The organism is Rhodococcus sp. ACPA4 (genome assembly GCF_002300185.1).
Classification (GTDB): domain Bacteria; phylum Actinomycetota; class Actinomycetes; order Mycobacteriales; family Mycobacteriaceae; genus Rhodococcus_F; species Rhodococcus_F globerula.
The window spans coordinates 1,768,610-1,784,012 of the sequence record NZ_NSDY01000001.1 but is presented as its reverse complement, the minus strand read 5'-3'; the positions used below and the strand labels follow the sequence as shown (position 1 = coordinate 1,784,012).

Below are 15,403 nucleotides of genomic sequence, written 5' to 3'. Positions count from 1 at the left end.
CGTGACCGAAGCTGGAGCGAACGACCTGAGTTGGCTACGCGGACAACGCGTTCTGGTGGCCGGTGGCCGGGTATCCGGCCAGGCCACCATCGAACCTCTGGTCGCACTTGGTGCTTCGGTGACCGTCGCCGATTCCACCCTGGATTTTGCCGATCGATGCGCCGAACTCGGTGCAGACACCACCGTCACGACCAGTTCGATCGAGGAAGATCGTGGTTTGATCACGCAGTTCGCGCTGGTCGTCACGAGTCCCGGGTTCCGGCCGGACGCCCCGATTCTGGCGGCCGCCGCAGGACACGGGATTCCTATCTGGGGCGACGTCGAACTGTCCTGGCGCATCGACCACTGCGGTCTCTACGGTCCGCCGCGAAAGTGGTTGGTGGTCACGGGCACGAACGGTAAGACGACCACTACGTCGATGCTCGCGTCCATCCTCGACGCTGCGGGTCTCGAAGGGCGGGCGTGCGGCAACATCGGACTTCCAGTGCTGTCTGCGCTGTCGGACACGTCGCCGCGAGTCGATTACCTGGCCGTCGAATTGTCGTCGTTCCAGTTGCACTGGGCGCCGTCGGTGCGCCCGGACGCCGGTGTTGTCCTCAACGTGGCCGAGGATCATCTCGATTGGCACGGCGGGATGGCCGCGTATGCGGAGGCCAAGGCACGGGCCCTCAGTGGCAAGGTCGCGGTAGTCGGACTCGACGACGCGATTGCCGCAGAGCTCGGTGCCGGCGCCGAGGCCGACATCGTGGTGGGGTTCCGGTTGGGCGCTCCGGCGCCCGGCGAGTTGGGTGTGTCGGACGGCCATCTGGTCGACAACGCATTTGGCGACGGCCTGCAGTTGGCCGAGGCCGCGGACATCGATCCGCCTGGCCCCGCCGGTGTCATGGATGCGCTTGCCGCAGCGGCCCTCGCGCGGGCTGTGGGAATCGAACCTGACTCTGTGCGGGCCGGATTGACGGCTCACAAGGTCGGACCGCACCGCGGCGCAGTTGTCGGTGATGTCGGGTCGGTGCTGTACGTCGATGATTCCAAGGCAACCAATCCGCATGCTGCTCGCCCGTCGATCCTGGCTCACGATCGAGTCGTGTGGGTGGCCGGTGGTCTGCTCAAAGGCGCCAGTGTCGACGAGTTGGTGACAGAGGTCCGCAGCCGACTTGCCGGCGCGGTGTTACTCGGACGCGACGCGGGCGACATCGAGCAGGCATTGACGCGACACGCGCCCGAGGTCCCCGTAGTCCGCGTGATGACGGGGGACGATGCAGACGTGAGTGAAAATCTCAGCTCGTCGACGCAGGTGATTCGGCTGCCATCCGGGTCCGATGCGGACGCCGTGATGGCGGCGGTGGTGAATCAAGCCGCTGCGCTGGCGTCGCCGGGTAGCGCGGTGGTTCTTGCTCCCGCCGCGGCGTCGTTGGACATGTTCGACAGTTACGGCCACCGCGGCGACAGTTTTGCCGCGGCTGTCGGTGCACTGCCGGATCCGCCGGAACGCGCGAACAAGGCTGGGATCGCGGAATGACCAAGGGTCCCAAGACCCGAATCGGTGCCTGGCTTGCGCGGCCGTTGGCGTCATTTCATCTGGTGGTAACCGTCGCAGTGATGTTGACGGTCTTGGGACTTGTGATGGTTCTCTCGGCGTCGAGCGTCGAGGCTTATGCCGAAAACAAGTCGGCGTACTCGATGTTCTTGAAGCAGGCGATGTTCGCCGTTGTGGGATTTGTGTTGTTCTACGTCGCGTTGCGGTTGCCGATTCGTTCGATGCGCGCGATGTCGTTCCCGGTGTTCGTCACCACGGTTGTGCTGCTTGTCCTTGTTCTCATCCCGGGTATCGGGACCGAGGCGCAGGGCACCCGCGGTTGGTTTGTCATCGGTCCGCTGTCGGTGCAGCCGTCCGAGTTGGCCAAGATTGCGTTTGCGATCTGGGGAGCACACGTGTTGGCGTCGCGCCGCGGCGAGATCACAACCATCAAGGAACTACTCGTACCGCTGGTTCCGGCAGCGCTGGTGGTCTTCGTGTTGATCATCCTGCAGCCCGACCTCGGCACAACCGTCTCGCTCATCATCATTCTTTTTGCGCTGCTCTGGTACGGCGGATTGCCCGTCAAACTGTTCCTCGCGATTCTCGGAACCGGCGTGGTGTCGGTGGCGATTCTTGCGTTGACAGCGGGTTACCGCTCAGACCGAGTGCGCGCCTTCTTCGATTCGGATGCAGATCCGCAGGGCACCGGCTACCAAGCGCGTCAGGCTATGTACTCGCTGGCCGACGGTGGAATATTCGGTCGTGGACTCGGTCAGAGCGTGGCCAAGTGGAGTTACCTGCCCAACTCGCACAACGACTTCATCTTCGCGATCATCGGTGAGGAACTCGGATTTGTCGGCGGCGCTGCCGTCATCGGTCTCTTTGCTCTGTTCGTCTACACCGGCCTACGGATTGCGGCGCGGTCCTCGGATCCGTTCCTGCGAATCCTGACCGCGACGGTGACGACCTGGATCACCGGGCAGGCGTTCATCAACATCGGATACGTCGTGGGGCTACTGCCCGTCACCGGGCTGCAGCTGCCGCTGGTGTCGGCGGGTGGAACGTCGACGGCGACCACGTTGTTCATGTTCGGCGTCGTCGCCAATGCCGCACGTCACGAGCCGGAAGCGATCGCCGCCCTGCACTCCGGTCAGGACGGTAGGATTTCCAAGCTGCTGCGGCTACCGATGCCGGTGCCGTTTCAGTCGGTCAGGCCGAGCCGGCCTCGCGGCAGTGCGGAATCGAGCCGCTCGCGCGGCAGCGCGGAATCGAGCCGCTCGCGCGGCAGTGCGGAATCGAGCCGCAAGGCCCCAGCAGGGCAGAATGGACGACGTCGGCAGGCGCCGACGCGCAAGACACACGATGCACATGAAGTTCGAGAGCGAGGAATTCGTAGGTGAGCGGCAATAATTCAGCTCTGTCGGTAGTGGTGGCAGGTGGAGGAACCGCTGGTCATATCGAGCCTGCTCTGGCAGTTGCGGACGCCGTGAAGGCGCTGGCACCCGACACCACCGTTACCGCGTTGGGAACCGCCCGCGGGCTCGAGACGACACTTGTTCCCGCAAGGGGGTACACACTCGAACTGATTCCGCCGGTCCCGTTGCCGCGTAAGCCGACGATGGACCTGGTGAAACTCCCACTACGCATTCGAGCGTCGGTGCGTAAGACACGTGAGGTGCTCGACGCAGTCGACGCCGACGTCATCGTGGGTTTTGGTGGGTATGTGGCACTGCCCGCGTACCTCGCCGCTCGCGGTGGGGTGTTGCGCCGCCGTCGCACCATTCCCATTGTCATCCACGAGGCCAACGCCAGCGCCGGCATCGCGAACAAGATCGGTGCGCGGCTGGCAACGCGTGTCCTGGCTGCAGTCCCCGGGTCAGGGGTGAAGAATCGCGGCGCGAGCGACGCGGACATCGTGGGTATTCCGGTGCGGGCATCCATCGCGAACTTCGACCGGGCCGGTTTGCGGGCACAGGCGCGTGAATATTTCGGCCTTCCGCTCGATGGTCCGGTTCTGCTCGTATTCGGCGGATCGCAGGGGGCCAAGTCGCTCAACGACGCGGTGTCAGGCGCTGCCCGGGAATTGGCAGACGCGGGAATCTCGGTGTTGCACGCACACGGACCCAAGAACACGCTCGACGCCGCGCAGTTCTCGGAGGCTGCGCCGTACGTTGCCGTGCCGTATCTCTCGCGCATGGATCTTGCGTATGCCGCGGCCGACGCCGCAATCTGTCGCTCCGGCGCGATGACTGTGGCTGAGGTGTCCTCCGTCGGACTGCCGGCCGTCTACGTTCCGTTGCCACATGGAAACGGTGAGCAGGAGTTGAACGCAAAGCCAGTCGTCGCAGCAGGTGGTGCGGTGATCGTCAGCGACGCCGACCTGACTCCGGCATTTGTCGCGGACACCGTGGTGCCGTTGCTCACCGATTCGCCGCGACTGCAGGCGATGAGCGCGGCGGCTGCCGGTGTCGGGCACCGGACCGCGGCGACCGAGATCGCGCGGATCGTTCTGGACACTGCCCGGAAAAGCAACACAGAAGCACGTAACAACACCGCAGTACGCAACACAAATAGGGGAAACCGATGACCGCGCTGCCCGCCCACCTCGAGCGAGTACACATGGTGGGTATAGGTGGTGCCGGCATGTCCGGCATCGCACGAATTCTGTTGTCCCGCGGCGGACTTGTATCAGGATCCGACGCCAAGGAAAGTCGCGGCGTGTTGGCTTTGCGGGCACGCGGAGCGCAGGTCCGGATCGGCCATGACGCCGACGCGTTGGATCTCCTTCCCGGCGGCCCCACTGTTGTCGTCACCACGCACGCGGCCATTCCCAAGGACAATCCGGAACTGGTCGAAGCAGCGCGTCGTGGGATCCCGGTGATTCTCCGGCCGGCGGTTCTCGCGTCGTTGATGGAGGGAAACCGCACGTTCCTGGTTTCGGGAACCCACGGTAAGACGTCGACCACGTCGATGTTGGTAGTCGCTCTGCAGCATTGCGGATTCGATCCGTCGTTTGCAGTGGGGGGCGAACTCAACGAGGCCGGAACCAACGCGCATCACGGTAGCGGCGACGTCTTCGTGGCAGAAGCCGACGAGAGTGACGGCTCGCTGCTGCAGTACGACCCCGACGTGATCGTCGTAACCAACATCGAAGCCGATCACCTGGACTACTTCGGAAGCGTCGAGAACTACGTGCAGGTCTTCGATGATTTTGTGGGCAAACTGGCTCCCGGTGGTCTCCTGATCGCCTGCCTCGACGACGCGGGTTCGGCGGATCTGGCCAAGCGGATCGTAGCTTCCGGCCGGGGCGATATTCGAGTCATCGGCTACGGCAGTGCAGATGCGGGAGATGCGGCGTTCGAGCCGGTCGACGGGGTCGAGGTGGGTGTGCGACTGCTCGATTTCCGGGCGCACGACGTCGGCGGAGTCCTGCAGTTCCAGTTGGCGGGGGAAAAGGCTGCGCGGACGGTTCGGATGGCTGTTCCCGGTCGTCACATGGCGTTGAACGCTCTGGCTGCGCTGTTGGCTGCGCGTGATGCCGGTGCGGAGATCGACGAGATCGTCGAAGGGCTCGCCGGATTCGGGGGAGTGCACAGGCGGTTCCAGTTCACGGGTCGTGAGCGCGGTGTGCGTGTGTTCGACGATTACGCCCACCATCCCACCGAGGTGCGAGCAGTTCTCGGCGCAGCCGCGGATCTTGTTCGACCACAAGATGTTTCATCGGTTGCGAACTCTGCTGCCGGTCGCGTGATCGTGGTTTTCCAGCCGCACCTGTATTCACGCACGGCGACGTTTGCCGACGAGTTCGCGGCAGCGCTGGACCTTGCAGACGAGGTAGTCGTTCTCGATGTCTACGGTGCGCGTGAAGAACCGTTGCCCGGTGTCAGTGGGGCATTGGTTGCACAGGCTGTCACGAAACCCGTTCACTACCAGCCTGATCTGTCGCTCGCGCCGCGTCAGGTAGCCGGCCTGGCCGGTCCCGGCGACATCGTCATCACGATGGGTGCCGGTGACGTGACCATGTTGGGCAAACAGATCCTCGACGCGTTGCGCGCAGTTCCTCATCAGGCTTCGCGCACGCAGACGCGATGAGTTCGGACGCACGTAGCCGCCGCGGTCGTCGTGATCCGGCGGCCCGGCGTACCGCAGGCGCCAGAGCGCGAAGTACCCGCACAGAATCGCGATACTCGACCCGCGCTACTGCGCCGAAGCCGCCGCCGACACCGAAATCGCCCTGGTACAAGCGGCCGGTGGTGATGGCGCCGCTGGCGGTCGTTGTTGTTGTCGGACTCGTTCTGACAGCGTGGTTGTCACCAGTTCTCTCGGTTCGCGGTACCGAAGTCAGGGGAGCGTCGACGGTATCCGAGGAGCAGATCCTGGAATTGCTGGCAATCCCTGCCGGTACGCCGTTGATGCGCGTCGATGCAGGTTCGGCAGCGGCACGTGTCGCGGCTATTCCGAAGGTCGCATCCGCGCGTGTACAGCGGATGTATCCGTCGACCATTCGGGTGACGGTAACCGAGCGAGTCCCCATGGTGTTCGTGGATTCGCCGGAAGGCACCCATCTGCTGGACGAGAAGGGCGTCGACTTCGAGATCGGCGTCCCGCCGCCCGGCGTGCCCCGACTGGTGACGGCGACACCCGGATGGAACGACCCGCCGACCTTGGCTGCGCTCGAGGTGCTCGCGGCATTGCCGCCGGAGTTACGGATGCAGGTGGGAGAGGTTGCTGCCCGGTCCATTTCGGATGTCTCGATGACGTTGGTCGACGGGCGTGTCGTCAACTGGGGTGGCGTCGAGAAGTCGGATCGCAAGGCCGCGGTGACGCTGCCGCTGTTGACGCAGCCGGGCCAGACATACGACGTGTCGAGTCCCGACCTTCCGACGGTGCGGTAGTTCAGGCGCGGAATGTGCGAACTCACGTCAAATACTTCCCGAAGTTTCGGCGCGCCTAATGGCGGATCGTGATGTCGATGCATAGCGTTTGGTTTCAGATCGAATACTTGACATAACTCTAACCCTGTGGTTGAGGTTGAGAGTTGAGATTCACCCGCTTTACCCAGTACCTGCTTTACCCAGCAATAGACAACAGCGCGTAATACGACACGGAAGGCGAGAGCCGATGACGCCCCCGCACAACTACCTCGCCGTAATCAAGGTCGTCGGCATCGGCGGCGGCGGCGTGAACGCAGTCAACCGCATGATCGAACAAGGACTCAAGGGAGTCGAGTTCATCGCGGTCAACACGGACGCGCAAGCCCTCCTGATGAGCGACGCCGACGTCAAACTCGATGTCGGTCGTGAACTGACCCGAGGCCTCGGCGCCGGTGCAGATCCCGAGGTCGGCCGCAAGGCCGCCGAGGATCACAAGGACGAAATCGAAGAGGTCATCAAGGGCGCTGACATGGTGTTCGTGACCGCCGGTGAGGGTGGTGGAACCGGAACCGGTGGTGCCCCTGTCGTCGCCAGCATCGCCCGGAAGTTGGGCGCCCTCACCGTTGGTGTCGTAACCCGGCCGTTCTCCTTCGAAGGCAAGCGTCGTGGTGGCCAGGCCGACACGGGCATCCAGGCGTTGCGTGAGTCGTGTGACACGCTCATCGTCATCCCCAACGATCGGCTCCTTCAGCTCGGGGACGCGGCTGTCAGTTTGATGGACGCATTCCGTAGCGCCGACGAGGTTCTGCTTAACGGCGTTCAGGGCATCACCGACCTGATCACCACCCCCGGACTGATCAACGTCGACTTCGCGGATGTGAAGGGCGTCATGTCCGGTGCCGGTAGTGCACTCATGGGCATCGGCTCCTCGCGAGGCGAAGGTCGGGCGATCAAAGCTGCTGAGTCCGCTATCAACTCACCGCTTCTCGAGGCGTCGATGGAAGGCGCCCGCGGCGTTCTGCTGTCGATCGCCGGTGGCAGCGATCTTGGTCTGTTCGAGATCAACGAAGCGGCTTCCCTCGTGCAGGAAGCCGCGCACATCGATGCCAACATCATCTTCGGAACGGTGATCGACGATTCACTCGGAGACGAAGTTCGTGTGACGGTCATCGCTGCCGGTTTCGACGGGGGAGCGCCTGCGCGTCGCCCCGTCGAGTCCGCGGCACCCGGCCGAGGAGCTATCGGAGCAGGGCGCGCCGGCGAGGTCGGACGTTCGCCGGTAGCTGCGGAACCGCCTGTGGAGCAGCAGGTTCCGGTTTCGCGCGAGCCGATTGGTTCGGGCTCGCTGCCGCCGATTGCTCCGCCGCGCCATGTTGCGCCACAGGAGGACGACGGCGATGACGACGTCGACGTTCCCGTCTTCATGCGTCGCTGAGTAGAGCGCCGCGCACGCTTTCGAGAGCAGGGTATCCAGATTTTCTGGGTACCCTGTTCTTGATTGATCCCTTATCTCTGTCCGGAAGCTGCCTCGGGATCATGTCCCGTGCAGCAGTGAACATTCGACGTTTGTGAGCACAAAATTTTGAGTACCGAGAACTCGACCGCCAATTTCCGAGTCCGCCGTGTCGTGACCAGTCGCGCTGGCGGTGTTTCGGAAGCGCCGTACGACTCGTTCAATCTCGGTGATCACGTCGGCGACAACGCCGAAGCCGTCGACGCAAACCGTCGACGCCTCGCACGCGAAATCGGAGTCGAGCCGAATCATCTTGTCTGGATGGAACAAATCCACTCGCGCAACGTAACCGTCGTTACCGAGCCGACGGACGAGGTCATCGAGGTGACCGACGCCTTGGTCACTACTGTCCCCGGGTTGGCACTGGCCACGCTCAGTGCCGACTGCGTTCCGGTGCTGCTGTCCGACGAGCAGGCCGGCGTCATCGCCGCCGTGCATGCCGGCCGGATCGGTGCGCGCCTCGGAATCGTGCCGCGGGTTCTGGCCGAGATGGTTCGCCAAGGCGCTGACGTCTCTCGGATCGGCGCCTTCCTCGGTCCGGCAGCCAGTGGCCGGCAGTACGAAGTGCCTGCCGAGATGCGTGCCGACGTCGAGAAGCATCTGCCTGGCAGTGCAACTCGTACCGCGAAGGGCACTCCCGGTCTGGACCTGCGGGCCGGAATCCGCAAACAACTCCTTGATGCCGGTGTTACGGGTGTCGCCGAGGATCCTCGTTGCACGATCGAGGACCGCGCACTGTTCAGTCACCGCCGCGATTCCCTCACCGGGCGTCAGGCTGCGGTGATCTGGATGGATCCGATCGTCGCTGTGGAAGACAACTAGGCCGATTGCATGAACGCCGACAATTCTGGACGCGTGGCCGAGATCTCGGCGGCACTCGATTCGGTGCGGTCCCGCCTCACTGCGGCGTGCGCCGCGGCAGGGCGTCCGGCTTCTGCCGTGACGCTTCTCCCGGTTACCAAGTTCTTCCCCGCGTCGGATGCGCGAATTCTGTATGAATTGGGTTGCCGCGAGTTCGGTGAGTCGCGCGAGCAGGAAGCGATAGCCAAGGTTGCGGAATTCGCCGCAGCGGCCGCCGGTGGTGCAATCGACGGGGCGGATCCTGTTCGGTGGCACATGATCGGTCAGTTGCAGCGAAACAAGGCACGTTCGGTCGCGAAGTGGGCCTACGCGATTCACTCGGTCGACAGTGCGCGGCTCGCGGACGCTCTCGATCGGGCCGCGCTCGATGCCCTCTCCGCCGGTGATCGCGCTGCACCGTTGCGAGTTCTCATTCAGGTGAGCCTCGACGCCGATCCGACGCGTGGCGGCATCGCGCTCGACGAGTTACCGGCCCTCGCCGCGCGGATCGCGACGGCCGACGGTCTGGATCTGGCCGGGCTGATGGCCGTTCCGCCGCTGGGTTCGGACGCCGACGAGCAGTTTGCTCGCCTGCACGAGGTCCATCGGACCGTCCTCGAGTCCCATCCGCATGCGGTCGAGTTGTCGGCCGGAATGACCGGAGATCTCGAGGCTGCGGTTCGCCACGGATCGACTTGCGTGCGTGTCGGAACCGCACTGCTCGGCTCACGACCAGTAATCTCGAAATGATCGCTCTGGTGATCGCCCAACCCGTCCACACCGCGACCGGCCGCAGTCGGAGACAATCCGCCGCGCCAAGGAAGGTCGATCAATGAGCAACCTGCACAAGTTCAAGGCATATTTCGGCATGGTTCCCCTCGACGACTACGAGGACGAGTACGTAGAAGAACCCGATCAGGCTCGTCGCGCACCTCGTCGTAGCCATGACGGCTATGCCGAACGCGATGACCGCGAGTTTGCCGAGCCGGCTTTCTCGAAGGCTGGCTACGCGCCCAGCCGTCGGGATGAGGAAGAAGCCGAGTTCGATCGCTACGAATCACGTCCGAGAATGGACACCGTTGCCTCGCGTGCACCCCGCCCGTCGATGGCGCCTCGTCCCACCAGCCGGGGCAATCTTGCAGTTGACGCCCGCGCCGAGCGCCCTGAAGTTCGCCGCGCGCCCGCAGTCGACGACGGCGGCCCGTTGGCCAAGATCACGACTCTGCGTCCGCAGAGCTACGCCGAGGCCCGCACGATCGGCGAGCGCTTCCGCGACGGCACGCCGGTCATCATGGATTTGGTCGACATGAGCAACGCCGACGCGAAGCGACTGGTCGACTTCGCCGCCGGTCTCGCATTTGCGCTGCGCGGCTCGTTCGACAAGGTCGCCACCAAAGTGTTTCTTCTCTCACCGGCCGACATCGATGTTTCCGCCGAGGAGCGTCGTCGTATCGCGGAGACGGGCTTCTACAGTCAGAAATGATGCTCTCGATCGTAGATAGCTCCTTGAACAGCCGAAATGCTGGACATTCTGTTGCGCTGGGGCCTGTGCAGGGGTCGCATGCCAGGGGTGTTCACGGTCTCGGCTCGGTGAGTTCGCAGCCTCGTAATCCGGCCTCGGATGGCGAGTGTCTGTTTTGGACGCGACGCAGAAGTCAGGCAGAGTGAGGGTGTGAACGCGCTTTTCGATGTGATCTACCTCGTGCTGGTTGTGTTTTGGCTTTTGCTGATCGGCAGAGTGATTGTCGAGTTCGTTCGTTCGTTCGCCAGAGACTGGCGTCCGTCGGGAGTGGTCGCCATCATTCTCGAAACCGTTTTTACGATCACCGATCCGCCGGTGAAGCTTCTCCGTAGGTTGATCCCCCCGATCAACCTGGGTGGGGTTCGCTTGGATCTATCCATCATGGTCTTGCTTTTCATCGTCATCATCCTGATGTCGGTTGTCGGCTCGGCCCGGTAATTGAGTGGGGTGTGCCAGAATGGAACCCATAACTCGCGTAGTGGTTAGCTGCTACGCACACCGTGCTGTAACTGAATGCTTGCTTGACCGCCAAATGACGCGTGAAGGGATCCTTCCATGCCGCAACTGACTCCAGCTGACGTGCACAACGTTGCGTTCAGCAAGCCGCCTATCGGCAAGCGTGGCTACAACGAAGACGAGGTCGACGCATTTCTTGATCTCGTCGAGCAGGCGCTCTCGCAGCTCATCGAGGAAAATGCAGATCTGCAACAGCGAGTAAGCGAGCTGGATCAGGAACTTGCTGCTGCAAAGAAGGCGCCGGCACCGGCTGCCAATGCAGGTGCCCCGGTAGCCCAGCCCAAGCCCGAACCGGCTCGCGTGGTCGAGGCTCCCAAGCCCGCTCCCGTCGTGGCACCGGTTCCCGTGGCTGCTGCTGCACAGGCTCCGCAGAGCGGCGACACCCACATGCAGGCAGCCAAGGTTCTCGGCCTGGCTCAGGAGATGGCAGATCGCCTCACCGGCGATGCCAAGGCAGAGTCCGAGCAGCTGCTCGGAAGTGCCCGCACCAACTCCGAGCAGCTGATGAGCGAGGCTCGTAGCAAGGCTGACGGCATGATCGCGGACGCTCGCAACAAGTCGGAAGCAATGCTCACCGATGCGCAGACCCGCTCGGAGACCCAGCTTCGCCAGGCTCAGGAGAAGGCCGATGCTCTCAAGGCAGACGCCGAGAAGAAGCACACCGAGATCATGGCGACCATCAACCAGCAGCGATCTGTCCTCGAGGGCCGCATCGAGCAGCTCAAGACGTTCGAGCGCGAATACCGGGTGCGCCTCAAGTCCTACCTGGAATCGCAGCTCGAAGAGCTCGAACAGCGTGGTTCTGCGGTTCCGGTCGACGGTGGCCAGGAGTCCTTCAGCAGTCCGTCGTTCGCAAAGGGAAACAGCTGACCGAGGGATACTCGCCAGGTCAGCGCCGACATCGGGTAGAGGTTGACACGTGCTGGTCGTGACGATAGGACTCGCGGCGGCAGGATTTGCTTTCCTGATTATCGCGCTGACCACCGGGTCGATTATCTGGGCGTGGGCGTGTATTGCAATTTGTTTGGCGGGTGCCGTCCTCCTGCTGGTCAGTGCGCTGACCGGCAAGAGGGCGGTTCTGCCGTTGGACGAGCCGGATACAACCGCCGACGTTGACACACCGGACAACACGGATTTTCCGGGAAACCACGGTGGGTCGGCAAACGAAAACGGCGAGCATTAGACTGTTCGTCAAGAACAGGCTATTCATGAATTACAGGCGATGAACCGGCAATCACCGGGGAGCCTTCGGAAGAACGGTGTTCAGCCAGGCTCGGGCCTGTCAGGCACTCAGTAGAACCGAACGGGTGAGCCCGTCACAGCTCGCGAAGAGTGGCAACACGGAAGGCCTGGCAGAGTTTTGCCGGATTCACGTGGTGCAAGCGGGGTGGTACCGCGGTACGTACGCAGATGCGCACGTATCGTCCCCGTGCCGAGTCGTACAGGCACGAGGAGATCGCAGTGGCGAATAACGGGTATCCCAAAGTCGATTACGGCGTCCCCGCCGACACCGGAGTCAAATTTCCGGCCCTGGAACAGAAGGTTCTGAAAGAGTGGGCCGACGACGACACGTTCCGGGCATCGGTCGACAATCGTGACGGCAACGAGGAGTTCGTCTTCTACGACGGCCCTCCGTTTGCCAACGGCTTGCCGCACTACGGTCACCTTTTGACGGGGTACGTCAAGGACTTGGTGCCCCGCTTCCAGACAATGCGCGGCCGCAAGGTGGAGCGCCGGTTCGGTTGGGATTGCCACGGCCTGCCCGCAGAGCTCGAGGCCGAGAAGCAACTCGGCATCAAGGACAAGTCCGAGATCGACGTCATGGGACTTGCGAAGTTCAACGAGTACTGCAAGGCGTCGGTGCTCAAGTACACCGACGAGTGGCGTGAGTACGTCACCCGGCAGGCTCGTTGGGTCGACTTCGACAACGACTACAAGACCCTGGACCTCGACTTCATGGAGTCGGTCATGTGGGCATTCAAGGAGCTGCACGAGAAGGGCCTGATCTACCAGGGCTTCCGCGTTCTCCCGTACAGCTGGTACGAGCAGACACCGCTGTCCAACCAGGAAACTCGTCTCGACGACGCGTACAAGATGCGTCAGGATCCGGCGGTCACCGTCGAGATGCCGCTGGTGGCGTCGGGCTCACCGCTCGATGGTGCCAATGCCGTCATCTGGACCACAACGCCGTGGACGCTGCCGTCCAACCTCGCTTTGGCTGTTCATCCCGACATCGACTATGTCCAGGTTCTCGGTCAGGACAGCAAGCGCTACGTGCTCGCCGAAGCTCGAGTTGCTCACTACGCCCGTGAGTTGGGGGACGACCCCGAGGTCGTTTCGCGGCACAAGGGTAGCGACCTGGTCGGCCTGTCGTACACACCGCCGTTCGACTTCTTCGTCGGGCACCCGAACGCCCATGTCGTGTTGTCGGCCGATTACGTCACCACCGATTCGGGTACCGGAATCGTCCACCTCGCACCGGCTTTCGGTGAAGAGGATATGGATGTTGCGACCGCCAACGGCATCGAGGTCGTTCAGCCGCTCGACCCCGGTGGAAAGTTCACGTCGATGGTGCCGCCGTACGAGGGTCTGATGGTGTTCGACGCCAACCCCGTCATCATCAAGGATCTCAAAGCCGCCGGAAACCTGTTGCGGCACGAGACGATCGAGCACTCGTACCCGCACAGCTGGCGCAGTGGTCAGCCGCTGATCTACATGGCGGTTCCGTCGTGGTTCGTGGCCGTCACCAAGTTCCGTGACCGCATGGTCGAACTCAACCAGGACATCACCTGGGTTCCCGAGCACATCCGCGACGGTCAGTTCGGCAAGTGGCTCGAAGGTGCTCGCGACTGGAACATCAGCCGAAACCGCTACTGGGGCAGCCCCATTCCGGTGTGGGTCTCCGATGATCCGCAGTACCCGCGTACCGACGTCTACGGTTCCCTGGATCAGTTGGAGGCAGACTTCGGTGTGCGTCCGACCGACCTGCACCGTCCGATGATCGACGATCTGGTACGCCCGAACCCGGACGACCCGACCGGCAAGTCGATGATGCGTCGAGTTCCCGAGGTTCTGGACTGCTGGTTCGAGTCCGGTTCGATGCCGTACGCCCAGGTGCACTACCCCTTCGAGAACCGCGACTGGTTCGAGAGCCACTACCCGGGTGACTTCATCGTCGAGTACAACGGTCAGACCCGCGGCTGGTTCTACACCCTGCACGTTCTCGCGACGGCTCTGTTCGATCGTCCCGCTTTCAAAACCGTTGCAGCACACGGCATCGTTCTCGGTGACGACGGGCTCAAGATGAGTAAGTCCAAGGGTAACTACCCGGATGTCAAGGAGGTGTTCGACCGCGACGGCAGTGATGCCATGCGCTGGTTCCTGATGTCCTCACCCATCCTGCGTGGTGGCAATCTGGTCGTGACGGAGCAGGGCATCCGCGAAGGTGTGCGTCAGGCTCTGCTTCCGCTGTGGAATGCCTGGAGCTTCCTGCAGCTGTATGCGCCGGAATGTGGTGTGTGGCGCACTGATTCGGAGAACATCCTCGACAAGTACATCCTCGCGAAGCTCGCGGGCACGAGGGACGTCATCACCGATGCCCTCGAGGCGAACGACATCGCGGGAGCTTGTGACGAGCTTCGGTTGTTCTGTGATGCACTCACCAATTGGTATGTGCGACGGTCGCGTTCACGCTTCTGGGACGAAGATCGTGATGCCATTGACACTCTGCACACTGTGCTAGAGGTTGTGACGCGTCTGGCTGCGCCCTTGCTGCCGTTGGTGTCCGAGGTGATCTGGCGTGGATTGACCGGGGAACGCTCGGTACACCTCGCCGATTGGCCGACGGAGTCCGAGTTGCCTGGCGATCCGGAACTCGTTGCCGCCATGGACGACGTGCGCACGGTGTGCTCGACAGTGTTGAGCTTGCGTAAGGCGCAGAACCTGCGTGTCCGTCTGCCGCTGCCCGAGGTTACGGTCGCAGCGCCGGACGCCGAGCGCCTGCGTCCGTTCCTCGGCCTGATCGCCGACGAGGTCAACGTCAAGAAGGTCGACCTGACCGAGGATGTCGACGTTCACGGTCGGTTCGAGATCGCGGTCAACGCGCGTGCTGCAGGTCCACGTCTGGGCAAGTCTGTTCAGACCGTCATCAAGGCCGTCAAGGCCGGCGATTGGACCGAAAACGCAGACGGTGTAGTGGTTGCCGCGGGCATCGAGCTCTTGCCCGAGGAATACACGCAGAAACTGGTTGCAGCCGAGCCTGATTCGACGGCAGCGCTTCCCAATGGTGCAGGTCTTGTCGTGCTCGATTCCGTCGTGACGGAAGAGCTCGAGGCCGAGGGTTGGGCCAAGGACCGGATCCGCCAATTGCAGGATGCGCGCCGCGCCGCGGGACTCGACGTCTCGGATCGCATCAACGTTGTGCTCGAGGTGCCGGAGGATCGCAAGGACTGGGCCGATCGTCATCGCGACTTGATCGCCGGTGAGGTTCTGGCCACGTCGTTCACGATCGGCGAGGCCGGGGACGGTGCCGTCGATCTCGGCGACGGTATCCGTGCTGCAATCACGAAGGTCTAGTAGCTGACAACTACTCCGGTGCCCCGAAATATGTCGGAGCACCG

13 protein-coding genes are annotated in these 15,403 nt (G+C 63.0%); all 13 read left to right on the top strand.

Annotated elements, in window-relative coordinates; translation table 11 throughout:
- Position 1: 1 nt before the first annotated feature.
- Complete coding sequence (gene murD / locus CJ178_RS08045) at positions 2–1,519, top strand: UDP-N-acetylmuramoyl-L-alanine--D-glutamate ligase (protein WP_373557448.1); 1,518 nt, start codon at positions 2–4, stop codon at positions 1,517–1,519.
- Complete coding sequence (gene ftsW / locus CJ178_RS08040) at positions 1,516–2,919, top strand: putative lipid II flippase FtsW (RefSeq protein ID WP_095886500.1); 1,404 nt, start codon at positions 1,516–1,518, stop codon at positions 2,917–2,919. Before murD ends, ftsW begins: the two co-directional genes overlap by 4 nt.
- Complete coding sequence (gene murG / locus CJ178_RS08035; RefSeq protein ID WP_095886499.1) at positions 2,916–4,106, top strand: undecaprenyldiphospho-muramoylpentapeptide beta-N-acetylglucosaminyltransferase; 1,191 nt, start codon at positions 2,916–2,918, stop codon at positions 4,104–4,106. The genes ftsW and murG overlap by 4 nt, the downstream gene beginning before the upstream one ends.
- Positions 4,103–5,611, top strand: a complete 1,509-nt coding sequence (gene murC / locus CJ178_RS08030) for a UDP-N-acetylmuramate--L-alanine ligase (RefSeq protein ID WP_033231000.1) — start codon at positions 4,103–4,105, stop codon at positions 5,609–5,611. Before murG ends, murC begins: the two co-directional genes overlap by 4 nt.
- Positions 5,608–6,414, top strand: coding sequence for a cell division protein FtsQ/DivIB (locus CJ178_RS08025; RefSeq protein WP_084703025.1), 807 nt, complete (start codon positions 5,608–5,610; stop codon positions 6,412–6,414). The genes murC and CJ178_RS08025 overlap by 4 nt, the downstream gene beginning before the upstream one ends.
- Before the next feature lie 226 nt (positions 6,415–6,640).
- Entirely contained in the window at positions 6,641–7,828 is a 1,188-nt protein-coding gene (gene ftsZ / locus CJ178_RS08020; protein WP_095886498.1) for a cell division protein FtsZ, read from the top strand.
- A gap of 144 nt (positions 7,829–7,972) precedes the next feature.
- Entirely contained in the window at positions 7,973–8,728 is a 756-nt protein-coding gene (pgeF, locus tag CJ178_RS08015) for a peptidoglycan editing factor PgeF (protein ID WP_033230998.1), read from the top strand.
- A 9-nt stretch (positions 8,729–8,737) separates the two neighbouring features.
- Entirely contained in the window at positions 8,738–9,496 is a 759-nt protein-coding gene (locus tag CJ178_RS08010) for a YggS family pyridoxal phosphate-dependent enzyme (protein WP_095886497.1), read from the top strand.
- Positions 9,497–9,578: 82 nt separating this feature from the next.
- Entirely contained in the window at positions 9,579–10,229 is a 651-nt protein-coding gene (locus CJ178_RS08005) for a cell division protein SepF (RefSeq protein WP_045070302.1), read from the top strand.
- A gap of 189 nt (positions 10,230–10,418) precedes the next feature.
- Entirely contained in the window at positions 10,419–10,706 is a 288-nt protein-coding gene (locus CJ178_RS08000) for a YggT family protein (RefSeq protein ID WP_033231443.1), read from the top strand.
- A gap of 117 nt (positions 10,707–10,823) precedes the next feature.
- Positions 10,824–11,654 (top strand): DivIVA-like cell division protein Wag31, encoded by an 831-nt coding sequence (wag31, locus tag CJ178_RS07995; RefSeq protein WP_033230995.1) that lies wholly within the window; start codon positions 10,824–10,826, stop codon positions 11,652–11,654.
- A gap of 49 nt (positions 11,655–11,703) precedes the next feature.
- Positions 11,704–11,967 carry a hypothetical protein gene (locus CJ178_RS07990; protein ID WP_033230994.1) on the top strand — a complete coding sequence of 88 codons (264 nt, stop codon included), beginning with the start codon at positions 11,704–11,706 and terminating at the stop codon, positions 11,965–11,967.
- Between the two features lie 227 nt (positions 11,968–12,194).
- Positions 12,195–15,359: an isoleucine--tRNA ligase gene (gene ileS, locus CJ178_RS07985; RefSeq protein WP_095887887.1), complete on the top strand. Its 3,165-nt coding sequence runs from the start codon at positions 12,195–12,197 to the stop codon at positions 15,357–15,359.
- The last annotated feature ends 44 nt before the right edge of the window (positions 15,360–15,403 follow it).